The organism is Streptomyces sp. SUK 48, assembly GCF_009650765.1.
Classification (GTDB): domain Bacteria; phylum Actinomycetota; class Actinomycetes; order Streptomycetales; family Streptomycetaceae; genus Streptomyces.
Genome location: NZ_CP045740.1, coordinates 3,435,886 through 3,460,995, shown reverse-complemented (window position 1 = coordinate 3,460,995; position 25,110 = coordinate 3,435,886). Strand labels below are relative to the sequence as shown.

Sequence of the window (25,110 nt, the reverse complement as noted above, 5' to 3'; positions counted from 1 at the left end):
GAGACAATGGAGGCTCTGTCAGGGCGGGTTGCATGAGGGGACGCATGTCGGACGCGGAGCGGGCGGGGACATCTCGTCAGGAGACTCGGCAGGGCAAGAGCGGACGGCGTCTCCTCGCCGGGCGGTACCGGCTGGGAGACGTGCTGGGCCGCGGCGGCATGGGCACGGTCTGGCGCGCCGAGGACGAGACCCTCGGCCGTACCGTCGCCGTCAAGGAGCTGCGGTTCCCGACGAACATCGACGAGGAGGAGAAGCGGCGCCTGATCACGCGCACCCTGCGTGAGGCCAAGGCGATCGCGCGCATCCGCAACAACAGCGCGGTGACGGTCTTCGACGTGGTCGACGAGGACGACCGGCCCTGGATCGTCATGGAGCTGGTGGAGGGCAAGTCCCTCGCCGAGGTCATCCGCGAGGACGGCGTGCTGGAGCCCAGGCGCGCCGCCGAGGTGGGCCTCGACGTCCTCGACGTGCTGCGCTCCGCCCACCGCGAGGGCATCCTGCACCGGGACGTCAAGCCGTCCAACGTGCTCATCGCCGACGACGGCCGGGTCGTCCTCACCGACTTCGGCATCGCACAGGTCGAGGGCGACCCGTCCATCACCTCGACCGGCATGCTGGTCGGCGCCCCCTCCTACATCTCCCCGGAGCGCGCCCGCGGCCACAAGCCGGGGCCCGCGGCCGACCTGTGGTCGCTCGGCGGGCTGCTGTACGCGGCGGTCGAGGGCGTGCCGCCGTACGACAAGGGCTCGGCGATCGCCACGCTCACCGCGGTGATGACCGAGCAGCTGGACGAGCCCAAGAACGCGGGCCCGCTGCGGGACGTCATCTACGGCCTGCTCACCAAGGACCCGGACGAGCGGCTCGACGACGCCGGGGCGCGCGCCCTGCTGAACAAGGTCATCCACGCGCGCGAGCCGGAACCGCTGGACGCCACCCGGGTCGTACCGCTGCCGGCGCAGCCCGGCGGCGAGGGCAAGCGCGGCGAGGAGGCCGCGGAGAAGCTGCGCGGCGCGCTGCGTTCGGTGCGCAAGGCGGCGGCGGGGGCCGCGGCCGGTGCCGCGGCGGACGCGGCCCGGACGAAGAACGGCGATTCCGCGCCGGCTCCCGGTGGTGCCGGGGGCTCCGGCAAGGGCCCGGGGGCGGCCGCCGCGTCGGACTCCGCCAGGAACCCGGCCGGGAACCGGACGGGCAACGCCGCGTCGGCGAAGCCCAGTTCCGGCTGGCCCGTGATGCCGCCGCCGGACCTGGACCGGCCGGCCAGGCCCGCGCCGCGGGCCTCGCTCACGGACGTGGTGCCCAGGCGCACGCTGGTGATCGTGGCCGTGGTGGTGGCCCTCGCGGTGATCGGCACCGTGCTGGCCGTCGCCCTCAGCGGCGGTGACGACAAGGACGACAAGGGCGCCGCCCGGACCACGCCCGGCACCAGCGCGTCCGCCGGGGCGGGGCGGAGCAAGGGCCCGGCGGCCGGCACCCGTACGGACGGCGGGAGTTCGGCGCCCACCGCCACGGGGTCCGGCACCGGCAAGGACGCCGGCGCGAGCGCGTCCGCCGCCGGGAGCGCGCCCGCCGTCTCCACCCGCGAGGGCGACCAGGGCTACTCGATCGGGCTGCCCAAGGGATGGTCGTACCAGTCGCACGGATCGGCCGGCGACCGCTACACCGGCCCCGACGGGCAGAAGCTGCTCGTGGCCTGGACCGGCACGCCCAAGGGCGACCCGGTGGCGGACTGGAAGAGCCAGGAGCACTACATGGTGCGCTCCCAGTACCACCGGATCCGGATCGAGAAGGCGGACTACCGGAACTGGAACACGGCCGACTGGGAGTTCACCTACTCCGACGGCGGCACCGGCTACCGCACCATCGACCGCGGCTTCGTGGTGAACGACCACCTCGGGTACGCGCTGATGTACACCGCGAAGGCCGGCGACTGGGACGGCGACCTGCGCAAGGACACCTGGAAGACGCTGACCGCGTCCTTCAAGCCCAAGTCCTAGGATCCCCGGGGCGGTTCGTGGCGCCGGAATCGGGCAACCGCGCGGTGCGGGTTGCCTCCGGCACGTATCGTGAATGGTTGAGGACCGTACGGAGCCGGATGCGGGTGCGAAACGGGCCACGAGACGAACGGATGTGACCAAACCGGGCGGCCCGGGGAGGGGGAGGCGCGATGGACGACTACGCGGGCCGGGTGCTGGCCGACCGCTACCGCCTGCCGCTGCCGCCGTCCGACGCCTACGAACCGGCCGTCACCCGCGCCTTCGACACCTACAGCGGCCAGGAGGTGCTGGTCCGTCAGGTGCCGCTGCCCGAGGTCGTCGAGGCCGAGGTGCTCGACGCGGACGGGCTGCCCGACGGGTTCACCGCGCGCGGGCGCGGGGAGCGTTCCGAACCGGCCGCACGGGCGGCGACCCGCCGGCCCGCCGAGCCCGCGGTGCGGCGCGCCGTGGAGGCCGCGCAGGCCGCGGCCCGCATCCCCGACCACCCGCGCCTCGACCAGGTCTTCGACGTCTTCGCCGAGGGCGGGTCGCTGTGGATCGTCAGCGAGTGGGTCGCCGCCCGCCCGCTGTCCGCGCTCCTCGCCGAGCGCCCGCTCACGCCCTACCGCGCCGCCGAGGTCGCCTCCGACGTCCTCATGGCCCTGCGCGTCCTGCACGCCCACGGCTGGGTCCACCGCAATGTCACCGCCCGCACGGTCCTCGTCTGCGACGACGGCCGCGTCCTGCTGACCGGCCTGGCCGCCGGTGCCGCGGAGGAGGCGCTGTGCGGGTACGACCCGGTGCCGGGGGCGGAGGAGGACGGCGGCGAGGTCCAGCCGGGTGCCGCGCGGCCCGATGACATCGTTGTGCCGGACGCCGTGGACCCCGAGGCCGCGCGGCGCGCCGCCATCCAGGCACGGGCGGCCGGCGCACCCGGAGTGCCGGGGGTTCCAGGAGTGTCCGGTGCGCCCGGCGGGCCCGAGCTGCCCGGCGGTCCCCAGGCAGCCGGTACGGCGGGGCAGCGGGCGCTGGAGAGCGGCGCCGACATCCGTGCCGCGCGGGCCGGTGCCATCGCCGCGTACCGGGCGGGCGCCCGCGCCGCGGCCCGGGTGCAGGAGGCCCAGCAGGACGAACGCGCCGCACTGCCCGGCGCCCGGCGGCCCGCCGAGGACGACACGGCCGCCGGCCGGGCCGCCGGGAGCGGGAACGAGGGTACGGCCCGGCCGGCGCCGTACCCGCACGGGGCGCCGCATCCCCAGCGGCCCCTGGGGGTGCCGCACCCCGAGGTGCCGCCGTACCCCGCCGCGCCGGCGTCCCGTCGCCCCCCGGCGGACTCGCCGTACCCCGCCGTACCCGCCCCCCGCCCCGATGTCCCCCCGCCCGCGCGGACCGCCGGCCCCTACGGGGCGCCGGATTCCGGGGCGCGCGGTCTCGAACCCGCGCGGCACGACACCCCGGCCGCCGCCGTACCGCCGCGCGGGCAGGCCCGTTGGGACGAGGCGGCGCCCGCCACCGGCGCGCGGCAGCCCGCCGGGGCGCTCGCGGCCGAGCGGGCGCGGCAGGCGCGGATGGCCGTGGTGGGGCCGGTGACCGAGCGGTGGGCGCCGGAGCAGGCCGGGCCCGTGCACGAGAACTGGCAGCTGGCGGCCCCGGTCGGGCCCGCCACCGATCTGTGGGCGCTGGGCGCGCTGTTGTTCCGCGCGGTGCAGGGGCACGCCCCCTACCCCGAGGAATCCACCGCCGAACTGGTGCAGTTGGTGTGCGCGGAGCCGCCCGCGTACGCCGAGGAGTGCGGACCGCTGCGGCCGGTGGTGGAGTCCCTGCTGCGTCAGGACCCCACCGAGCGGCCCGGCTTCGAGGAACTCGGCGGCTGGCTGCGCTCGCTGGTGCGGTCCGCGCCCGAGCCGGAGGCCGGTACCCGGGTGGTGCCGGTGCCGCCCGACCCCCGGCGGCTGCCGATCGTCCGGCGCCGGGGCGAACTGGTGCGGCGGCGCCGCGCCGGGCTGCCCGACGCGCACGCCCGGCACAGGCGGGACCGCGAGGAGGGGAGCACACCGAGCCGGCTCGGCCGGACGCTGCTCGTGCTGATCCTCCTGCTGCTGGCCGGCGCGGTCGCGTACGCGATGCTGTTCATGCCGAAACAGCACGCGGGGCACGGGCCGAGCGGGACCGGCACCACCCCCTCGGCCGGCCGGTCGGCCCCCGCGTCCTCCGGCTCCCCGCAGGACCCCTCCGCCTCCGACACCACGGCGGGCGGCACCTCCTCCGTGCCGGCCGGTTTCACCCTGCGCAAGGACCCCGAGGGCTTCGACATCGCCGTCGCCAAGGGCTGGACGCGCACCCCGAAGAACGGCAGCGGCGAAGTCGTCTACGCACACGGCGACTTCGAGCTGATGGTCGTACCCGGACGGGACGGCTCCGCGGCGTACGGCAGCGATCCGATGGCCTATCAGCGGGACAAGGAGCGCGAGCTCCAGCCCTACCGGGACTCCAGCTGGGCCACCGCCACCGGGCTGCGCACCATCGAGGTGGGCGGACGGACCATGGCCGAGGGGCAGTTCACCTGGACCGACGGGCAGGGCCGCGATCTTTACGTACGCAACATGGCGATCCTGCTGAACGGTCGGTACCACATCCTCCAGGTCCGCGGCCCGGACGCCGACCGGGACGAGGTGAGCAGACTGTACGAGGAAGCTACCGCGACGTACCGCTACACCGGTTGAGCGTGGCGTACGCAACGGCCCCGGCCCGGCGCGCCGGTTCCCGTTCCCACGCGGAAATGACCATCGTCACAGTGAGGTTTCCTTGGGACCCCGCTTGTTCCCTGCGAACGGGCCGGTCCTTAGTCTGACCCCTGACAAGAGCATTGCGGGGCAACGTGAATCAGATGCAGGGCCTGCTCATAGCGGGCCGCTACCGGCTTGCCGAATCCATCGGCAGCGGCGGCATGGGCCGGGTGTGGCGCGCGCACGACGAAGTGCTGCACCGCACTGTCGCCGTCAAGGAGTTGACCGCCGCGCTCTACGTCTCCGACGGCGACCGGGTCGTCCTGCTGGCCCGTACCCGGGCCGAGGCGCGGGCCGCGGCGCGCATCAACCACTCCGCGGTCGTCACCGTGCACGACGTCCTCGACCACGACGGCCGCCCCTGGATCGTGATGGAGCTGGTCGAGGGCAACTCGCTGGCGGACGCGGTCAAGGAGCAGGGGAGCATCGAGCCCCGGGAGGCCGCGCGGATCGGACTGTGGGTGCTGCGGGCGCTGCGCGCCGCGCACTCCGCCGGGGTGCTGCACCGCGATGTGAAGCCTGGCAACGTTCTCCTCGGCAGCGACGGGCGGGTGCTGCTCACCGACTTCGGCATCGCCCAGATCGAGGGCGACTCCACCATCACCCGTACCGGAGAGGTCGTCGGCTCGGTCGACTACCTCGCGCCGGAGCGGGTGCGCGGCCACGACCCCGGCCCCTCCTCCGACCTGTGGGCGCTGGGCGCGACGCTGTACACGGCGGTGGAGGGGCGTTCGCCGTTCCGCCGCACCTCGCCGCTGGGCACCATGCAGGCGGTCGTCGAGGAGGAGGCCGCACAGCCGGTCAACGCCGGGGCGCTCGGTCCGGTCATCTCCGCGCTGCTGCGCAAGGAGCCGGAGCGGCGGCCGGGCGCGGAGGAGGCCGAGCAGATGCTCGCCGAGGCCGCGGAGGGCCGGCGGCCGAACGCCGCGCAGGCGTACGTGCCGACCCAGACCTCCAGCGTGCGCGGCCCGGGGGACACCGGCGGCTACGGCACCCTGGGCGCGGCGGACCGGTCCGCGACCGGCGCGGCCGCGGCGGCTCCGGCGGGACCCGGCACGGTTCCGGGTCCTCCGGCCACCGGGCCCACCGCCGTGGGTCCGGTGGCGGGCGGTCCCGGCGGCGGGCGGGCGGGCAGGCCCCGGCGCAAGCTGCGCACGCTCGCGCTGGTCGTCGCCGCCGCGGCGGTGCTCGGCGGCGGTGCCGCGGTGGGCTTCCAGCAGTGGAACGACGCGCGGCACGACACCGCGGCGCACGACGGCACGAAGCCCGGCCCCGCCTCCTCGGCGAGCCCCGGCGGCGACCAGGACACGGACACCGGCACGGTCCCGGACAGCTGGGAGACCCACCACGACCCGCTGGGCTTCAGCATCTCCCTGCCCAAGGGCTGGACGCGGCAGATCTACGGCATCAACGGCCCCCTGAAGCAGATCGACTACACCCCCGACGGCGGCAAGCACCTCGTCCGGATATCCATCGACACCTCGCCGGACTTCGCCGACGCCTACGCACACCAGAAGGACCTGGAGCAGCAGCTCCAACGGCTGGTCGACTACCGGCGGGTGACTCTCAAGCCGAACGTCTACCGCGACCGGACGGGCTCGCTGTGGGAGTACACCTGGACCGCGCTGGCCAAGGACCCGCCGTACGTGGCCGGACCGCGGCACGCCGTCGAGGAGACGTACTTCTCGCGCGACGGCGTCGAGTACGCCGTCTACATGTCCGGGCCCGCCGCCGACTGGCCGAAGACCGGCAAGCAGTTCAAGTGGCTGCTCCAGAGCTGGCAGCAGCCGGGTCGGACGAGATGACCGGCGCAGAGCCGAACGGGTGCTCTTTGCGACTGAAACGGCTGAAAACGAGTCACTGAACGGTGCGGCTTGGCCGATCGGAGCCCCGGAGCGGATGGGTCCGTTGCGGCATGATGGGCCCATGGGGACCGAGGGCGCCGACTTCCGGGTGATCGCCGGCCGTTACCGCCTCCAGGCGCGTATCGGGCGCGGCGGCATGGGCGTCGTCTGGCGGGCGAGCGACGAGCTGCTGGGCCGGCTCGTCGCGGTCAAGGAGATCCTCGCGGACGACGCGCTCCCGGAGGACGACGCGCGCCGCCGCCGCGACCGTACGTTCCGGGAGGCGCGCGCGGTCGCGCAGCTGCGGCACCCGCACATCATCGTCGTGCACGACGTGGTCGAGCAGGACGAACGGCCCTACCTGGTCATGGAGCTGATCGACGGCTGCTCGCTGGCCGACCGGATCGCCCGGCACGGCCCGGTGACCCCGGCCGAGGCCGCGCGGATCGGCGTCGCCCTGCTCAGCGCGCTGGACACCGCGCACGGGGCCGGGGTGCTGCACCGGGACATCAAGCCCGCGAACGTCCTGATCGAGTCCGGCACCGAACGGGTCGTGCTCACCGACTTCGGCATCGCGCAGGTCGCCGGCGCCACCACGCTCACCGAGACCGGGTCCTTCGTCGGCTCGCCCGAGTACACCGCGCCCGAGCGGATGTCGGGGGTGCGCACCGGACCGGAGTCCGACCTGTGGTCGCTGGGCGCGCTGCTGTGCACGGCGCTCAGCGGCGAGTCGCCGTTCCGGCGCGACTCGCTCGGCGGCATCCTGCACGCCGTGGTCACGGCCGAGATCCGCCCGCCCGTCGAGGCCGAGCCGCTGGGGCCCGTCGTACGGGGGCTGCTGGAGCGCGACCCGGACCGGCGGCTCGACGCGGCACAGGCCGAGCGGATGCTGCGCGTCTATCTGCGGACCGGGCGCACCCCCGAGACGCCGGACGCGCCGGGCACCTCGCGCGGGCACCGGCTCGGGGTGGGGCGCCCGCCGCGGACCGTACTGCTGCCGCCCGTACCGCCGGGCGCGCCGGGCCTGCCGGAGCCCCTGTCCACCGCGCCCGCGCTCACGACGGAGGCGCCGCCCGGCCGCTCCTCGACGCGCTCGGTGCTGGTGGCGGCCCTGCTGATCGCGGCGCTCGCGGCGGCGGCCGGGTCGGCCGCGACCCTGCTGTTCAGCCGGGACCACGGCGGGGGCGGCCCGAACCCGGGAGGCACGGCGACGACACCGGCGACCGGGGGCACCGGCGGTACACGGCAGGGCCCGTCGCCGTCGGCCACGACCCCGGCCCCGTCCCGGCCTGGCTCCCCGCCCGCGGGCCCCGGCACCGCGCCCTCCGGCTACCGCACCGTCCACGACCCGGCCGGGTTCTCGCTCGCGGTGCCCGACGACTTCACCCGCAGCCCGCAGGGAGAGCGGGTGTTCTACCTCTCGCCGGAGGGGACGTACCGCCTCGGCGTCAGGACCGGCGCCGCCCAGCCCGGCGGCCCGCAGGCCGTGATGAAGGGGCAGGCGGCCAACGGGGCGGTGTCGAACCCCGGTTACCACGACGGCCGGGTCACCCGCACCACGCACGCCGGACACCCCGCCGCGCTCTGGGAGTTCACCTGGAACGGCTACAGCGCGGCGCAGGGCGCGCGCCACACGTACGACCTGTGCTGGGAGGAGTCTGGGCGGCTGTACGACGTGTGGGTGTCGGCGCCGGTCGGCAAGGTGCGGGAGGCACGGGAGTACTTCGACGTCGCGCTGGACACGTTCTCGGCGCCGGCGTCCTGACCGTGTCCCGCAGGTGCGCCGCGTCACGGGTTCGTGACCGGTACCGCTTCCGAGTGGATCGGGCCCGCGATGGCGCGATATGGATGGTGCATGAGCAGTGACGGGGGAGCGGGCCGGGCGGCCGACGACACGACGAGCTTCGTCCTTCGGCCGCCGCGGCCGCGCACACGGCGGGACCCGCTCGCGGTCTCCGGTCCGGCCACCGGCGACGAGCCCCTGATAGCGGGCCGTTACCGGCTGACGGCCAGGCTGGGCCGGGGCGGCATGGGCACGGTGTGGCGGGCCCGGGACGAGACGGTGGACCGCGAGGTCGCCGTCAAGGAGCCCCGGATACCGGACCACCTTCCCGAACGGGAACGCGCCAACGCCTTCGAGCGCATGCGCCGCGAGGCCCGCGCCGCGGCCCGCCTCGACCATCCGGCCGTGGTCAACGTGTACGACGTCGCGGTGGTCGACGGCCGCCCCTGGCTGGTGATGGAGCTGGTGCACGGCCGCACGCTGGGCGAGGTGCTCGACGAGGGCACCCTGGACCCGCGTGAGGCCGCCCGGATCGGCCTGGAGGTGCTCGGCGCGCTGGAGGCGGCGCACGCGGCGGGCGTCCTGCACCGGGACGTGAAGCCGGACAACGTGCTGCTGGGCCGGCACGACCGGGTCGTCCTCACCGACTTCGGCATCGCGCGGATCGAGGGCGACACCCGGCTCACGGACACCGGCGGCTTCGTCGGCTCACCCGAATACGTCGCGCCGGAACGGGTGCTGGGGCAGCGCCCCGGACCCGCGAGCGACCTGTGGTCCCTCGGCGTACTGCTGTACACCGCGACCGAGGGCGTCTCCCCGTTCCGGCGCAGCAACACCCCGGCGACCCTCCAGTCCGTGCTCAACGCGACCCCGGCCCCGCCCGCGGCGGCCGGGCGCCCGCTGGCCGAGGCCATCGACGGGCTGCTGCGCAAGGACCCGGCGCGGCGGCCGTCCGCGCGGCGGGTGCGCGAGCTGCTGACGGAGGCGGCCGAGCCGCCGGCGCCCCAGCCGCCGGTCACCCAGCCTTCGGCCATCCAGCCGTCGGTCACCCAGCCGTCGGTCACCCAGCCCTCGGCCGTCCAGTCCTCGGCCACCCAGTCACCGGCACCGGCCCCCTCCCCGGTTCCCTCGGCGCGGTCCGCCGCGGCTCCCGCGCGCCGCCGGCGTCCCGGTCGTACCGCCTGGCTGGGGGCGGGCGCGGCGGTGGTGGCGCTCGCGGCGGGGGCGTACCTCGTGCTGGCCGATCCCTTCGCGGGCCCGCTGCCCGACGGGTGGGCGATGCGGCCCGAGGGCAGGCTGGGCGCGAACCTCGCCGTGCCCGCCGGGTACCAGGTGTCCCGGCCGGAATCGGACGACCCCGACAAGAACTGGGTGGCGTACACCGACTGGAGCGGCGCCGTCTCGATCACGCTCGACCTGTCCAGGAAGTCGGAGGACGACTCCGGGGAGATCAAGAACTCGGCGCGGTCCCAGATGTACGCGGACGACGAGGAGTTCCGCGCCGAGGGCGAGTACTCCCTCGACATGCCCAAGGGCGCGAAGACGCGTCCGGACGACACCGCGACGTACCGGGGCCGGGAGGCCGCGCGCAACACGGCCGTCTACACGACCGACGACAGCGAGGACCCCCGCCCCCGCGAAGTCCAGGTCTTCTACTACCGCACCCGCTCCGGCGATATGTACAAGCTGTTCGTCGAGTACCCGGGCAAGGGCGACTTCACGGAACGCGGCCGGCAGGTGGCGAAGGCGGCGATCGCGAACCTGGCGGTCCAGAAGCTCTGACCTGCCCGGCAACGCTCCGGGGGCGGCGCGCGGGTGGACGACCGGCTGCTGTACGAGGACAGCGTCGCGCCCTTGCACCGGGCCGGACAGGCCGTCGTATGGGGGGACGGGTACCGCGTCGACGAGCACCTCAGCCTGGAGCCGGCGCCCGGGCACACCCCGGGCTCCTCCGTGCTGCGGGTCTCCTCGCGGGGCGAACACGCCCTGTTCGTCGGCGATGTGCTGCACAGCCCGGTGCAGATCCTGCGGCCCGAGTGCAACAGCTGCTTCTGCCTCGATCCGTGGCAGGCGGCCGCGAGCAGACGGCGGCTGCTCCAACTGGCTGTAGAGGAGTGCGCGTTGGCGATCCCGGCGCATTTCCCGGGGACCGGTGTCGTCGAAGTGCGGTCGGAGAACGGCCGGTTCGGGCTGCGCCGGCGGGACGCCTGAACCGGCCGCTTCGACAACGGCGCGGTGTGCGCGGTACTGATGGGGCATGGCTGACGACGGCGAACACCCGCTCGGTGCACCCGCGGACGGCGCGCGGCTGATCGGCGGGCGCTACCGGCTGGCCGAGCGCCTCGGCACCGGTCCCACCGGAACCGTCTGGCGCGCCGAGGACGAGGGTGGCGCGGGGCGGGCCCGGGTCGCCGTCAAGGAGCCCTCGCTGCCCGGCGATCCGGCCGCGGACGAGGAGAGCGGGCGGCTCGCCCACCGGCTCTACCGGGAGGCCCGCGCCGCGACCCGGGTGCGGCATCCGTCCGCCGTCACGGTGTACGACGTCGTCACCGAGGCGGGCGTCCCCTGGATCGTGATGGAGCTGGTGGAGGGCGAGTCCCTGGCCGGGGCGCTGCGCCGCGGCCCCCTGCCGCCCGCCGAGGCCGCGCGCATCGGGCTCGCCGTGCTCGGCGCCCTGCGCGCCGCGCACGCCGTCGGCATCGTGCACCGCGACCTCAAACCGGCCAACGTGCTGCTGGAATCGGGTACGGGACGGGTCGTCCTCACCGACTTCGGGATCGGGGACGGCGGCGGCGCGGGCAGCGGGGCCGGGGGTGCCGGTGGCGCCGGGAGCGGCGGGGGCCGGCTCGGCGGGGGTGATCCCTTCGTCGCTCCCGAGCGTGCGGCCGGGCCCGGAGCCGGGCCCGCCTCCGATCTCTGGTCCCTGGGCGCCCTGCTGCGCGCCGCCCTCGGCGACAAGGACCCCGGCCCGCTCGGCCCCCTCCTGGACCGGCTGCACGCGGCGCGGCCCGAGGCCCGGCCGGACGCGGAGCGGGTGGCGGCGGAGCTGCGCGCGTACCTGGGCGTGGCGGACGTACCGGAACCGGCCGGCGAACCCTCCGGCGGACCAGGCGGGGAACCGGCCGGCGAACCCGCCGGTGACCCGGCCCGCGTACGGGGCGGGCGGGACCCCGGTGCCGCACCGGACAGGCGGGACCCCGGTGCCGTACCGGACGCGCGGCCGGACGTGTCGCCGCAGGCCGACCCCCGGCGGCCGGACCCCGCGTCGCGGCCCGGAACCGCGCCCCCTCGCCGCACCCCCTTCACCACGCTCGCCCTCTTCCTGGCGAAAAAACCCGCGGGCGACTGAACGGACGAGTGTTCGAACCGGCAACGCGCTGATCAGGCCGTTCATTGCCAGTGATCGCTGGCAGGGTGTGAGCGGTCGGTGAATCCCCGTTACCGACGGGTACACAAAGCGTTCGCCGCGGCATACCCTGCGCCTCATGACGGACACGCAGGCCCCGGACACTCGGGCGTCGGACATCGCCGGTACCAACCCCCTCGCGGCCTGCCCCGAGGGCGTCCGCACCGCCGCCGACGTGGTCACCCCGGAACTGGTGGCCCGGCTGACCAAGGGCGTCACCGGCTCCGGCCGGACCGCCAACCACACGCCGTTCACCGGCGAGAAGCTGGCCGATCTGCCCGAGTCCACCCCCGAGGACGTGCTCAGGGCCTTCGAGGCGGCGCGCGCCGCGCAGGCCGTCTGGGAGCGCACCCCGGTACGGCAGCGGGCCGCCGTCCTGCTCCGCTTCCACGACCTGATCCTCGAACGCCAGGCCGAGGTCCTCGACCTGGTGCAGCTGGAGACCGGCAAGGCCCGGCTGCACGCGCACGAGGAGGTGCTCGCCGTCGCCATCGCGGCCCGGCACTACGGCCGCAAGGCCCCGTCCTATCTGCGCGCGAAGCGGCACACCGGCGCCGTGCCGACCCTGACGAAGGTCACCGAACTGCGCCATCCGCGCGGGGTGGTGGGCCAGATCGCGCCCTGGAACTACCCCCTGGAGCTGTCCGTCGGCGACGCGCTGCCCGCCTTCGTCGCGGGCAACGCGGTCGTGATGAAGCCGGACACCGAGACCTGCCTCACCGCGCTGTGGGCCCGCGACCTGCTGATCGAGGCCGGGCTGCCCGAGGGCGTCTTCCAGGTCGTCCTCGGCGAAGGCCCTCTCGTGGGGCCCGAGTTGGTCAAGCACGCCGACTACGTCTCCTTCACCGGCTCCACCCGCACCGGCCGCGAGGTCGCCCAGGGCGCCGCCGCCCGGCTGATCGGCGTCTCCCTCGAACTCGGCGGCAAGAACGCCATGCTGGTGCTGGACGACGCCGACATCGAGAAGGCCGCGGCCGGCGCCGTACGCGCCTGCTTCTCCTCGGCCGGCCAGCTCTGCATCTCCATCGAGCGGTTGTACGTCCACGAGTCGGTCGCCGACGCCTTCCTCGACCGGTTCGCCGCCCGCACCCGGGCCATGCGGCTCGGCAGCTCCCTTGCCTACGGCGCCGACATGGGCTCCCTGGTCGGCGAGCGCCAGCTGGAGACCGTCGAACGGCATGTGCGCGAGGCCGTCGACAAGGGCGCCACGGTGCTCGCGGGCGGCGTGGCCCGGCCCGACATCGGCCCCTACTTCTTCGAGCCCACCATCCTCGACGGCGTCGAGGGCTCCATGGCGGTCTGCGAGGAGGAGACCTTCGGCCCGGTGGTCTCCGTCTACCGCTTCTCGTCCGACGACGACGCGGTCGCGCGCGCCAACGCCACGCCGTACGGCCTCAACGCCTCGGTATGGACGACCAGTTCGAGCCGCGGCCGGGACATCGCCGCCCGGCTGCGCACCGGCACGGTCAACGTCAACGAGGGCTACGCCCCGGCCTACGGCAGCGTCCAGTCCCCGATGGGCGGCATGAAGGACTCCGGCCTCGGCCGCCGCCACGGCTCCGAGGGCATCCTCAAGTACACCGAGGCCCAGACGGTCGCCCAGCAGCGGCTGCTGCCGATGGCGCCCTCGCTGGGCATGTCGGACGAGGGCTACGCCCGCTTCATGACCACGAGCCTGCGCGTGCTGAAGGCGCTCCGGTTCACGTAAGCCGCTTGGGGGCGCGGGGAACCGCGCGAGAGACCGCGGACGGCCCGCACCCGAAACACTCTGAGGAGAGACCCGTGCCCCAGGACTCCTACGACTACGACGTCCTCGTGGTCGGCTCCGGCTTCGGCGGCTCCGTCTCCGCCCTGCGCCTGACCGAGAAGGGTTACCGGGTCGGCGTCCTGGAGGCCGGGCGCCGCTTCACCAGGACGTCCCTGCCGAAGAACTCCTGGGACCTGAAGAACTACCTCTGGGCCCCCAAACTCGGCATGTACGGCATTCAGCGCATCCATCTGCTGGGCAATGTGATGGTGCTGGCCGGCGCGGGCGTCGGCGGCGGCTCGCTCAACTACGCCAACACCCTCTACGTACCGCCGAAGGCGTTCTTCGAGGACCCCCAGTGGAAGGACATCACCGACTGGCAGGAGGAGCTGAAGCCGTACTACGACCAGGCCACCCGGATGCTCGGCGTACGGCTCAACCCGACGATGACCCCCTCGGACGTCCACCTCAAGGCGGCCGCCGAGCGGATGGGTGTCGGCGACACCTTCCACTTCGCGCCGGTCGGCGTCTTCTTCGGCGACGGCAAGGACGCGGACGGCACGGCGAAGGCGTCCCCCGGGCGGCCGGTGCCCGACCCGTACTTCGGCGGGGCCGGTCCCGAGCGCAACGCCTGCACCGAGTGCGGCGAGTGCATGACCGGTTGCCGGCACGGCGCCAAGAACACGCTGAACGAGAACTACCTCCACCTCGCCGAGAAGGCGGGCGCGGTGGTCCACCCCATGACCACGGTGGTGTCCGTCACCGACGACTCACGCGGCGGGTACGCGGTGGCCACCCTGCCGACGGATCGTCAGAAGAAGGGCGCGGGACGGCTGTTCACCGCGCGCCGGGTCGTGATCGCCGCCGGTACGTACGGCACCCAGACCCTGCTGCACCGCATGAAGGCCAACGGCCAACTTCCCTACCTCTCGCCCCGGTTGGGTGTGCTGACCCGCACCAACTCGGAGGCGCTGGTCGGCGCGCAGACCGACAACCACCGCTACCGCAAGGCGCACGGCACCCCGCGGGCCGACTTCACCCGGGGCGTCGCGATCACCTCCTCGATCCACCCGGACGAGAACACCCATATCGAGCCGGTCCGCTACGGCAAGGGCTCCAACGCGATGGGCGGCCTGTCCATCCTCCAGGTGCCGTACACCGAGGGCTCCTCGCGGGCGCTGGCCTGGCTGGCGAACGCGGCCAGGCACCCCACCCTGGTGCTGCGCTCCCTGTCCAACCGCCGCTGGTCCGAGCGGAGCATCATCGGCCTGGTCATGCAGTCCCTGGACAACTCGCTGACGACGTACCTGAAGCCGGGCGGCGTCGGCAAGGGCCTGCTCACCGCGCGGCAGGGGCACGGCGCGCCCAACCCCAAGCAGATCAGGGCCGCCTCCGAGGCCGCCGCCGCGCTCGCCGCCGAGATCAACGGCTTCCCGGGCAGCAACGTCGGCGAGCTGATGGGCACCCCGCTCACCGCGCACTTCCTCGGCGGCTGCCCCATCGGCGACTCGGCCGACACCGGGGTGATCGATCCGTACCACCGGCTGTACGGGCACCCCGGCATCTCGGTCGTGGACGGCGCCGCGGTCTCGGCGAACCTGGGCGTCAACCCGTCGCTGACGATCACCGCGCAGGCCGAGCGGGCCATGTCGTTCTGGCCGAACAAGGGCGAGGAGGATCCGCGGCCGGCGCCGGGGGCGTCGTACGAGCGGCTGAAGCCGGTGGAGCCGCTCTCGCCCGCGGTTCCGGCGGAGGCGTTCGGCGCGCTGCGGCTGCCGTTCCTGGGGATGCCGACGGTGCCGCCGAAGGCCGTGTAGTCCGCCGGGGGGCGCGGCTCGGGTGGTGTGACCCGGATCACTGGTCAATCCCGGGCCCCGGCACAACCCTCCCGTGCCGTCGCCGATCAAACCTGCTACCGGATCAAGAAGACGGTGGTGAGGGACCTGCCTTCGGAGGGGGATGCAGGTCCCTCTTCTCATGCGCGAGGGCGCCGTGGCCTGTCGTGTTCCGCCATGGCCTGCCGTGTTCTGCGCGGGGACGGGGACCGGTGTTCCGCCGGCCGGCCCCGGGCGTCCCCGGAGCCGGCCGTTCTCTTGGTGACCGGGCTGCTGTCCCCTGCCGTCCGGTCACTTCCCTGGAGCGAGGTCCCACGGCGTACGGCACGACCCGTACGCCTCATCGCCCCAGCGAGCCACGCGTGGTTCTGTCGGGCCCGCCCCTGGCTGGCACGGACAACCCGCTAACGAAGGTGCCCGCGAGGCGGTCACGCGCCGTACGGGTGAGACGGGGGCCGAACTCACGTCGGATAATCAGCTGGCGCGCTCAGATGCGGCCCCGGCACAGCTCCAGCAGCGTCATGGCGAGCGAGGTGCCGGGCTTGCCCAGCGCCTCGCGGTAGTGACCGAGGACCTCCATCTCGCGGGAGAGGCTGACCCGCCGGCCGCCGGAGGAGATACGGGTCTGCTGGACCACGGCGGAGACGGCCGTCCGCTCCTGGATGAGGCCGATGATCCGGTCGTCGATCGTGTCGATGCGCTCCCGCGCGGCGGCGATGGCCGCCTCCGGCGCCGTGGCGGTCGCTTCGGTCTCTTCGGTCTCTTCGGTCTCTTCGGGGGTGGTGGTGCTCATGCTCATGTCGGGGCTCCTGATCGTTTCGCGCGGGTGCGGTGGGGGCGGATGCGGAGGCCCTGGAACGGCGTGACCCGGAAAAACGACAGGCGCCCCGGGCCTTGTCGGCCCGGGGCGCCTGGGGTGTCGCTTAAGCGTTCGGCTAAGCAGCACGACCATGGCAGCCGGCGGGCCGGGTGCCATAGGTAAAGACGAAGGTCGTGTGCTGAAGCATGGGGCCAGTATGCCACGGCACCGGTACGGCGGCCCCTCCGTCAGGTACCGCGGGCCCGTCCCGGCGGGCCTCCGGCTCGGCGGGGGGCTCGGCGCCCGCACCGTTAGACTCGTAGTACAGACCCCCGCCCGGACCACCAGAAGGCACCCCGTGTCATCAGCGACTCCCACTGCCCCCGACACCGTCCTGGTCGTCGACTTCGGTGCGCAGTACGCCCAGCTCATCGCCCGACGCGTCCGCGAGGCGCGGGTCTACAGCGAGATCGTGCCGAGCACCATGCCGGTCAAGGAGATGCTCGCCAAGAAGCCCGCGGCGATCATCCTCTCCGGCGGCCCCTCGTCGGTGTACGAGGAGGGCGCGCCCCGCCTCGACCGCGAGCTCTTCGAGGCCGGTGTCCCCGTCTTCGGCATGTGCTACGGCTTCCAGCTGATGGCGCTCACCCTCGGCGGCTCCGTCGACAACAACGGCGCCCGCGAGTACGGCCGCACCGACCTGCACGTCTCCAAGTCCTCCTCCACCCTCTTCGAGGGCACCCCGGACGAGCAGCAGGTCTGGATGTCGCACGGCGACGCCTGCTCCGCCGCCCCCGAGGGCTTCGCCGTCACCGCGTCCACCGACCTGGTCCCGGTCGCCGCGTTCGAGAACGACGAGAAGAAGCTCTACGGCGTCCAGCACCACCCCGAGGTCATGCACTCCACGCACGGCCAGCAGGTCCTGGAGCACTTCCTGTACCGCGGCGCGGGCCTGGAGCCGACCTGGACCACGGGCAATGTGATCGAGGAGCAGGTCGAGGCCATCCGCGAGCAGGTCGGCGACAAGCGCGCGATCTGCGGCCTGTCCGGCGGCGTGGACTCCGCGGTGGCCGCCGCCCTGGTGCAGAAGGCCATCGGCTCGCAGCTGACCTGCGTCTACGTCGACCACGGTCTGATGCGCAAGGGCGAGACCGAGCAGGTCGAGAAGGACTTCGTCGCGGCCACCGGCGTCCAGCTGAAGGTCGTCGACGCCGAGGAGCGCTTCCTGAACGCCCTCGCCGGGGTCAGCGACCCCGAGGAGAAGCGCAAGATCATCGGCCGGGAGTTCATCCGCGTCTTCGAGCAGGCGCAGGCCGAGATCATCGCCGACGCGGGCCCGGCCGTGGAGTTCCTGGTCCAGGGCACCCTCTACCCGGACGTGGTCGAGTCCGGCGGCGGCACCGGCACCGCCAACATCAAGTCGCACCACAACGTCGGCGGCCTGCCCGAGGACCTCGAGTTCCAGCTGATCGAGCCGCTGCGCAAGCTGTTCAAGGACGAGGTCCGGATGGTCGGCCAGGAGCTGGGCCTGCCGGACGAGATCGTCCAGCGCCAGCCGTTCCCGGGCCCGGGCCTCGGCATCCGCATCGTCGGCGAGGTCACCAAGGAGCGCCTGGACCTGCTGCGCGACGCCGACGCCATCGCCCGCGAGGAGCTGACCGCGGCCGGCCTCGACCGCGAGATCTGGCAGTGCCCGGTGGTCCTGCTCGCCGACGTCCGCAGCGTGGGCGTCCAGGGCGACGGCCGCACCTACGGTCACCCGATCGTGCTGCGCCCGGTCTCCTCCGAGGACGCCATGACCGCCGACTGGTCCCGGCTGCCCTACGACGTCCTCGCCCGCATCTCGACCCGCATCACCAACGAGGTCCGGGACGTCAACCGCGTCGTCGTCGACGTGACCTCGAAGCCGCCGGGCACCATCGAGTGGGAGTAAGCCTCCCCGGCCTTTCCTGAGGCTCAGGTCCGCCTGAGAGTCCGCACCGGCTCTCCCGGCTTCCAGACCTGGACGACCAGATGACGGTCGTCCTCCACAGAGGTCCGCACGACCTCTGTCAACTCGGTGCGGAAGAGGTGGAACGGCTCCGGCGGTTCCACCTCTTCCACATACCCGGCCTTCGCCGCCCCGTCCCCGACCTCGTGGGCCCGCCCGCCGATCCGCACGTCCCCGCCGGCCATCGTGGTGCCCTCGCCCGGATTGGCCTGGAGCGCGAACCGCGGGTCGCGCAGCAGATCGCGGGCCTTCAGCGAGCCCGGCATCATGCCGAGCCACAGCTCGCCGCCGTGGAAGCGCACCTCCAGCCCCGAGGGCCGGGGCGAGCCGTCCCGGCGCAGGGTGACGAGGACGTGGTGCCGGAAGGCGCCGAAGCGCCGCTCGACGGCCGCCGCGAAGTCCGGTTCGGCCGTGGTGAAGTCTGCCCAGTTCATACCGGTCGAGTGTGCTTGCCTGACCCGACATCTCCTGTCGCCTTTCCCATCTGCGCGCCATCTTTACGGAACAGCCCTGCCTTTTTGGGCTGACCGGCGGTAACTTCCGGCCCGTACCGCCCTACCAGCGCTGGAGGACCTATGTCCGGGCCCACCCCGCCGCTGCCGCTGTCCACCGACCAGCTGCAGTTCGCCATGCCGCCGATGCACGACTCGGTCGAGGACGAACGCCGGCACCGCAAGGAACGGCTCGCCGGAGCCCTGCGGATCTTCGGGCGGAACGGCTTCGAGGACGGCGTCTCCGGCCACATCACCGCCCGGGACCCGGAGTTCAGCGACTGCTTCTGGGTCAACCCCTTCGGCATGCCCTTCCGGCACGTCACCGTGGGCGACCTCGTCCTCGTCAACCAGGACGGACAGGTCATCGAGGGCCGCTACCACGTCAACCAGGCCGCCTTCACCGTGCACGCCCAGGTCCACGCCGCCCGCCCGGACGTCGTCGCCGTCGCCCACTGCCACTCCGTGCACGGCCGCGCCCTCGCCGCCCTCGGCGACCTCGTCGACCCCCTCACCCAGGAGAGCTGCGCCTTCTACGAGGACGCCGCCCTCTACGACGCCTACACCGGCGTCACCGTCGACGCCGAGGAGGGCCGCCGCATCGCCTCGGCGCTCGGCTCCCGCAAGGCGCTGGTGCTGCGCAACCACGGGCTGCTCACCGTCGGCGGCTCCGTGGACGCCGCCGCCTGGTGGTTCCTGTCCATGGACCGCTCCTGCCGGGTGCAGCTGCTGGCCCGCGCGGCCGGCCGCCCGGTCCTGATCGAGCACAAGCTCGCCGTCGCCACCCGCGAACAACTCGGCGGCGACCTCGTGGCCTGGATCAACTACCAGCCCCTCTGGCAGGAGATCACCCGCAGCGAACCCGACCTGCTCGGCTGAGCCCGGCAGCGATCGGGAGTGGTCGGGAGTGGTTGGGAGCGGTCGTCAGCGGTAGGGGGGCAGTTGGAGGTGACGGGGGCAGTTGGAGGTGACGGGGGCGGTTGGGGGTGGCGGGGGTGACCGGGGTGCTAGGCAGTGTCTTCAAATGATCACTGCTGAGGGATCATGGTGTGGTGATACGTCGTCATGAACTGTCTGATGCCGAGTGGGAGTTCGTCCGGCCGTTGTTGCCCGAGTCGTTGCGGGGGCGGAAGCGGCTGGACGACCGCAGGGTCCTGAACGGGATCGTGTGGAAGTTCCGGACCGGAACGGCCTGGCGGGATGTGCCCGAGCGCTATGGTCCGTGGGCCACGCTGCACACACGGTTTCGCAGGTGGGCGGCGGACGGGACGTTCGACCGGATGCTGCAGGCCGCACAGGCGAAGGCGGACGCGGCGGGAGACATCGAGTGGCTGGTGTCGGTCGATTCCACCATCGTCCGCGCTCACCAGCATGCGGCCGGAGCCCGAAAAGGGGGCTCCGCGACCCAGCCCTCGGCCGGTCCAGAGGCGGCCTGACCAGCAAGATCCACCTGGCCTGCGACGGCAGAGGCCGCCCGCTCGCCTTCGTCCTCACGGGCGGCAACACCAACGACTGCACCCGGTTCATCACCGTGATGGAAGCGATCCGGGTGCCCCGCCCGGGACCGGGGCGACCCCGCGTCCGGCCTGATCATGTCCTGGGCGACAAGGGCTACAGCTCAAGAGCCATCCGCAGCTGGCTCCGCCGCCACGGCATCCCGCACACGATCCCCGAGCGGGCCGACCAGGTCGGCAACCGGGCCCGGCGCGGCAGCCGCGGAGGCCGCCCGCCGGCCTTCGACCGCGAGGTCTACAAGCACCGCAACGTCGTGGAGCGGTGCTTCAACCGCCTCAAGCAGTGGCGAGGCATCGCCACCCGCTACGACAAGACCGCCCAGTCCTATCAAGCGGCCGTCACCCTCGCATCACTCCTGATGTGGGCGTGACATTTGACGACAGAACCTAGGGCGACCGGGGGGGGCTAGTTGGGCTGGGTGGTCTGGGTGGTCGCGTCAATACGCAGCCCGGCGATTCACTCTTCAGGATCATGTCGGCGGCCTCAGGCCGGTCCAGGTAGGGCACAATTCGCAGTTGACGTACGGGAGTTGCACGGCAGCGGGACGGCTCACCGAGGGGCCGGCGGCCGTGCCGCGAGGTCGCGGGGAAGGCGGGCGTCGGACGTGGCGGTGCAGGAGGCGAGAGAGGACGCGGACGCCGAGGGCGTCCACCAGGGCGGCTGCGGCTGCGGGGACTGTCCGCACGGCGCCCGCGAGGGACACCGGCGGGCCGTCGCCGCGTTCCTGCGCCGCCGCGACGAGTTCGCCGCCGGCCAGGGCCTGCCCGCCGCCGTGGCCTACTCTCCCTCGGCCTCCCGCCAGTGGGTCTCCGAGGAACTGACCCAGCGCGCGGAGGCCGTCGCCGAACGCGGCCGCGCCGAGGGCGAGATGTGGCTCACCCGCCTGTGGCTGCGCACCCTGTGCACGGTGTGGGGCGCGGTCGTCGCCCTGCTGCTCGGCGAGGCGCTGACCGCGATCGGCGCCGGCTGGACCACCGCCCGCACCGCCGCCCTGCTCGCCGCCCTCGTCGTGGCCGGGGCGCTGTCCGCCGCCTGCTGGTTCCACCGGGCGCGCGGCGGCGCTCTCGCCCCGGTGATCGGCGAGGACCATCGCATGTCCACCTCCCGTTCCGTCGCCGTCTGCTGGGTCCTGTTCATCGGCTACGCCGTCCTGCTGCTCGCCGCCCGCCTGGCCGCCGCCTCCGACCACGCCGAACGCGACGCGCTCATCGCGGGCCTCGACCTCGCCCGGGGCGCCGGCGTGGTGACCGTCCTCGCCGTGGTCTGCGGCATCGCCGTCCTGGTCCGCCGGGTGGTGGGGCTGCGCATCCTCGCCCAGCGGCTCCAGAAGGTCCCGGCCCACCGCCCGCGCGCCGCCGACCTGCTCACCGACGACTCCGGCCGGGGCGCCTTCACCGACATCCAGTACGTGGCCATCAGCGCCGTCGCCCTGGTCTTCGCCGCCGTCCGCCTCGCCCGCCGCCCCGACCAGCTGCCCGACCTGCCCTGGGGTCTCGCGGTCGTCGTCCTGATCTCGGCCGCCACCTATCTGGCGGGCAAGTACGCGGAGGGCGGCCGCGCGGTCGTCCTCTCCGTGGTCCGCGCCCGTGAACCCGGCGACCTGGACGGCCCGATCCGCACCGGCGACGACATCGAGATCCGCGGCACCGGCTTCGTCCCGCCCGGCGCCCAGACCGCCGAACGGCTCTCCCGCATGGTCGTCCGCATCGGCGCCGTCGACGTCCACGTCCCGCTGGTCCCGGTCACCGGCGGCTTCCGCAACCCCTCGGACACCGTCCTGACCGTCCCCGTCCCGGCCGACGTCGAGCCGGGCTCGGTGGAGGTCCAGGTGGTGACCGCGGCCGGAGTGCCGACCAACCGCTACACGGTCCAGATCACCGAGTGAGCGTCCGCCACTCGCGATCCTCCTCTCATACGAACGCCTGAAATCCGGAAAAACCCCTGGGCGATGATTGAGCGTCCCCTCCTTGTCATACATATGGTCGGGAGAACGGGCGGGTACGGCAGGGACAGCGGGCGAGAGGCGGCAGGCAGCATGACCGGTATTCGAATGGACACGCGCACCACCCGGCTGAACAGCCGCAACGGCTGGCGGGACACCGCCGCCCACTACGCCCTGCTGCCCCTGCGCGTCTTCCTCGGCGCCACCTTCCTCTACGCGGGCCTGGACAAGCTCACCGACAGCACCTTCATGAGGGCCGCCGGCGCCGGTTCGATCGGCGACACCATGCACGCGGCCCGCGGCACCGCCGCCCTCCCCGCCCTGGTCGACCTCGCTCTGAAGAGTCCGGTCGGCTTCGGCTACGCCATCGCCCTCGGCGAACTGGCCGTCGGCATCGCCACCCTCCTCGGACTGCTCGGCCGCCTCGCCGCACTGGGCGGCGCGCTGATCTCCCTCAGCCTGTGGCTGACCATGAGCTGGGCCACGACCCCGTACTACTACGGCAACGACCTCGCCTACCTGATGGCCTGGCTGCCCCTGATCCTCGCCGGTGCGCCGTACCTCTCCCTGGACGCCGCATGGCGCGCCCGGGGCCGGCAGCGGTCGCTCGGATATCTGTAGGTCGGTCGAGGAGGGCGCGGTCGGTCGAGGAGGGCGCGGTCGGTCGAGGAGGGGCTAGGGCGGTCGAGGGGGGCTAGGCAGGTCGGGGGGTGGGCAGGTGGGGCCGGGACCGGGGCCGTGGGGTCGATTGCGGAGCCGGGGCTCCAGATCCGGGGCTCCAGATGCGGGGGTGCAGACCCGAGGTGCCGACCCGAGGTGCAGATCCGAGGCGCGGGGTTGGCTCGCGGGCCGGCTGCCCGCGGGACACTTCCCGGCCTCTCTGGGGGCTCTCTCGGGCACCCGGGACCCGGGGACCCGGGACCTCGGGCCGACCGGCTGGGCGCCGCCGTGTCGTGCCGCCGTCGCCCCGTCGCCGTGCCGGAAGCCGTCGGAGCCGCCGGAGTCGTAGAACCGTCGCGGTCGCCGGCGGTCCCCGAAACCGTCGCGGTCGCCGGAACCGTCGGGCACCGCAGCGGCGCGCCGTCGCGTGGCCTCGGCCCGTCGGTGACTCCGGAGACCGTCGAGCCGGCAAGATCCAAACGAGAGGCCCTAGCCCCGCTCGGTCCCGCCCCGCCCCCGTATCACCCGGTTGAGCGTCGCCGTGGCCCCGGCCAGGCACAGGCCGCCCACCACCAGTGGGACGATCGCGAACCACGGGGTCTTCCACAGGCCGCCCGCGTCCCCGGCGTACACCACCCCGGTGGCGATCAGGAACAACCCGGCGACCAGCTTCCCCGGCCGGAACTCATGGCGCAGCACGGTCCACCTCCACCTCTCCGGCCCCGACCCCGAGGGTGAGGTCCAGGGTGCCGCTGTCCTTGCCGCCCTCGGCCGGCGGCAGGGTCACATCCCGGTGCCGTTGCGGCAGCACGTCCACGTCCTTTCCGTTCTTCTCTCCCGGCAACTTGATGTCGCCCACGCCCACATCGATGTTCATCCGCACGGTCGCGTCGGCCGGCACGATCACCTTCAGCCGGCCCGCCCCGACGTGCGCGTCGGTGCTGACGGTCTGCCCCTTGGCCGGACGTATCCGGGTCAGGTCGAGGGTGCCCCGGCCCGTGCCCAGTTCGTACGCCGGCCGGACCTGCGCCGTGGCGCCGGGTATCCAGGACGTCTCCCGCCAGTGCGTGGTGATGTCCCGGGGCATCGCCGCCGCCCCGCCGAGCAGAGCCGCCGTGACGATCGCCAGGAACACCGTCCCGGCGCCGGTGCGGCCGAGGAACGAGCTGACCGCGAGGCCCAGGCCGAAGACGGCCAGCGCACAGGCCAGTCCGGTCTGCAGGCTGGCGCCCAGCGGGTGGGTGTGCCACGTCAGCCCGGAGCCCAGGCCGCCCGCCAGCAGCGCCAGCAGGAACACCGGGCCGCCTATCCAGCGCGGCCCGCGCGGCGTCGGGGGCGCGGGGCTCGGCGGCTGCTTCGCGGCGCCGGGGTGGGTCCAGGGGGTGGCGAGGCGGACGTCGACGACCGAGAGCAGGTCTCCGTCCCTGATCCGCGCGTCGCCCGGCCCCCACAGATAGCCGGTGCCGCCGACATGGGTGCCGTCCTTGACGATCGGGTCCCGCCACCACGAGGGGTAGCTGAGGGCGACCGGCGGCGCCTGTGCCTCCGGCGGTGCGTCGGCGGCGGCCTGCGCGGCCAGCGGGTCGGGGTCCGGGGCGTCGCGGCGCCGCGACCAGTACCCGGCGCCCGCGAGCATCAGCGAGAGCACCGCGGAGAAGGCCAGCGCCCCGCCGTTCCGCAGCATGGTCAGGAAGGTCCCGCAGCCGACCAGGGCGAACAGCACGGCGGCCAGCGCCTGGCCGTCGACCCGGCCGGTCAGCAGCTTGCGCAGCTCGTTCTCCTCCTCGTCCTCGTACGGCACCAGCAGCCACACGAAGCCGTAGAAGATGAGACCGATGCCGCCGGTCGCGGACAGGACGGCCAGGGTGATCCGGAATATCACCGGGTCCATGTCGGCCTGCCGGCCGAGCCCCGCGCACACGCCCGCGATCATCTTGTACCGGCGCCCGCGCCGGAACCGGTCGGGCGCGTCCTCGGCGGGACCCGGCTGCCGCGTGGGCCCGTGCCGCTGTCCCTCCTGCCGTGTCTGGCCCTCTCCCTGTTCAGGCCCGGGCTCCTGCCGCTGTTCCTGCTCCTCTTCCTGTCGCAGCCCCTTCTCCTGCTCCGGTGCGGCGGTGTGGGGGCGGGAGCCCGCGCCTGTGTTGTCGGCCGTCTCCGCGTCGCCCGTCTTCTCTGTGTCTTCCGCGCGAGGGGCGGAGCCGTCGGCGGCCGCGCCCGTCCCTCCCGTCGCGGCGGGCGCGGCATCCGTCGGCCCGGTGCCCGGGGCCGGGCGCGGGCCGCCGGGTCCCGGACCCGTCGCGGCGTGCTCGTGATCCGTCATGAGTCCATGGTGACGGCCG

17 protein-coding genes and 1 pseudogene are annotated in these 25,110 nt (G+C 73.7%); 14 read left to right on the top strand and 4 right to left on the bottom strand.

Translation table 11 applies throughout. The features are described 5' to 3' along the window. The first annotated feature begins 44 nt into the window (after positions 1 to 44). The 9 genes and pseudogenes from GHR20_RS14645 (at position 45) to GHR20_RS14605 (ending at position 15,356) form a co-directional block, all read left to right on the top strand. On the top strand, positions 45 to 1,994 hold the full coding sequence (locus GHR20_RS14645) for a serine/threonine-protein kinase (RefSeq protein ID WP_153813428.1): 1,950 nt from the start codon (positions 45 to 47) through the stop codon (positions 1,992 to 1,994). 170 nt (positions 1,995 to 2,164) lie between these two features. Next, positions 2,165 to 4,696, top strand: coding sequence for a protein kinase (locus GHR20_RS14640; protein ID WP_153813427.1), 2,532 nt, complete (start codon positions 2,165 to 2,167; stop codon positions 4,694 to 4,696). 164 nt (positions 4,697 to 4,860) lie between these two features. After that, positions 4,861 to 6,564: a serine/threonine-protein kinase gene (locus GHR20_RS14635; RefSeq protein WP_153813426.1), complete on the top strand. Its 1,704-nt coding sequence runs from the start codon at positions 4,861 to 4,863 to the stop codon at positions 6,562 to 6,564. Positions 6,565 to 6,685: 121 nt separating this feature from the next. Beyond that, a complete protein-coding gene (locus GHR20_RS14630) occupies positions 6,686 to 8,368 on the top strand; it encodes a serine/threonine-protein kinase (RefSeq protein ID WP_153813425.1) in 1,683 nt (560 codons plus the stop codon). 90 nt (positions 8,369 to 8,458) lie between these two features. Then, positions 8,459 to 10,168, top strand: a complete 1,710-nt coding sequence (locus tag GHR20_RS14625; RefSeq protein ID WP_153813424.1) for a serine/threonine-protein kinase — start codon at positions 8,459 to 8,461, stop codon at positions 10,166 to 10,168. 18 nt (positions 10,169 to 10,186) lie between these two features. Then, a pseudogene (locus tag GHR20_RS14620) lies at positions 10,187 to 10,597 on the top strand (MBL fold metallo-hydrolase); the annotation flags it as partial. A 46-nt stretch (positions 10,598 to 10,643) separates the two neighbouring features. Then, positions 10,644 to 11,735 (top strand): serine/threonine-protein kinase, encoded by a 1,092-nt coding sequence (locus GHR20_RS38135; protein WP_153813422.1) that lies wholly within the window; start codon positions 10,644 to 10,646, stop codon positions 11,733 to 11,735. Between the two features lie 136 nt (positions 11,736 to 11,871). Further along, on the top strand, positions 11,872 to 13,500 hold the full coding sequence (locus GHR20_RS14610) for a succinic semialdehyde dehydrogenase (protein ID WP_153813421.1): 1,629 nt from the start codon (positions 11,872 to 11,874) through the stop codon (positions 13,498 to 13,500). A 74-nt stretch (positions 13,501 to 13,574) separates the two neighbouring features. After that, a complete protein-coding gene (locus GHR20_RS14605) occupies positions 13,575 to 15,356 on the top strand; it encodes a GMC family oxidoreductase (RefSeq protein ID WP_153813420.1) in 1,782 nt (593 codons plus the stop codon). A gap of 505 nt (positions 15,357 to 15,861) precedes the next feature. On the opposite strand, the gene GHR20_RS14600 is transcribed toward GHR20_RS14605, so the two are convergent. Continuing rightward, positions 15,862 to 16,167, bottom strand: a complete 306-nt coding sequence (locus GHR20_RS14600) for a chorismate mutase (RefSeq protein ID WP_153815983.1) — start codon at positions 16,165 to 16,167, stop codon at positions 15,862 to 15,864. Between the two features lie 364 nt (positions 16,168 to 16,531). On the opposite strand from GHR20_RS14600, the gene guaA reads away from it, so the two are divergent. After that, entirely contained in the window at positions 16,532 to 18,106 is a 1,575-nt protein-coding gene (gene guaA, locus GHR20_RS14595) for a glutamine-hydrolyzing GMP synthase (protein ID WP_111586130.1), read from the top strand. A gap of 23 nt (positions 18,107 to 18,129) precedes the next feature. On the opposite strand, the gene GHR20_RS14590 is transcribed toward guaA, so the two are convergent. After that, entirely contained in the window at positions 18,130 to 18,597 is a 468-nt protein-coding gene (locus tag GHR20_RS14590) for a pyridoxamine 5'-phosphate oxidase family protein (protein ID WP_111586131.1), read from the bottom strand. A 141-nt stretch (positions 18,598 to 18,738) separates the two neighbouring features. On the opposite strand from GHR20_RS14590, the gene GHR20_RS14585 reads away from it, so the two are divergent. The 4 genes from GHR20_RS14585 (at position 18,739) to GHR20_RS14570 (ending at position 22,732) form a co-directional block, all read left to right on the top strand. Continuing rightward, complete coding sequence (locus GHR20_RS14585) at positions 18,739 to 19,533, top strand: class II aldolase/adducin family protein (RefSeq protein ID WP_153813419.1); 795 nt, start codon at positions 18,739 to 18,741, stop codon at positions 19,531 to 19,533. Positions 19,534 to 19,709: 176 nt separating this feature from the next. Beyond that, positions 19,710 to 20,539 (top strand): IS5 family transposase gene (locus tag GHR20_RS14580; protein WP_243878351.1). Its coding sequence is split into 2 segments (ribosomal slippage): positions 19,710 to 20,051 and positions 20,054 to 20,539, totalling 828 coding nucleotides; the frame shifts between segments, so codons are not numbered across the junction. A gap of 234 nt (positions 20,540 to 20,773) precedes the next feature. Continuing rightward, positions 20,774 to 22,054: a hypothetical protein gene (locus GHR20_RS14575; RefSeq protein ID WP_153813418.1), complete on the top strand. Its 1,281-nt coding sequence runs from the start codon at positions 20,774 to 20,776 to the stop codon at positions 22,052 to 22,054. Positions 22,055 to 22,204: 150 nt separating this feature from the next. Next, a complete protein-coding gene (locus GHR20_RS14570; RefSeq protein WP_243878025.1) occupies positions 22,205 to 22,732 on the top strand; it encodes a DoxX family membrane protein in 528 nt (175 codons plus the stop codon). Between the two features lie 528 nt (positions 22,733 to 23,260). Here the strand turns inward: GHR20_RS14570 and GHR20_RS14565 are convergent. Together GHR20_RS14565 and GHR20_RS14560 are read right to left on the bottom strand one after the other, a co-directional pair. Further along, entirely contained in the window at positions 23,261 to 23,470 is a 210-nt protein-coding gene (locus GHR20_RS14565) for a hypothetical protein (RefSeq protein ID WP_111586135.1), read from the bottom strand. Beyond that, positions 23,457 to 25,091 (bottom strand): PspC domain-containing protein, encoded by a 1,635-nt coding sequence (locus tag GHR20_RS14560; RefSeq protein ID WP_194858883.1) that lies wholly within the window; start codon positions 25,089 to 25,091, stop codon positions 23,457 to 23,459. The genes GHR20_RS14565 and GHR20_RS14560 overlap by 14 nt, the downstream gene beginning before the upstream one ends. Positions 25,092 to 25,110: the final 19 nt, after the last annotated feature.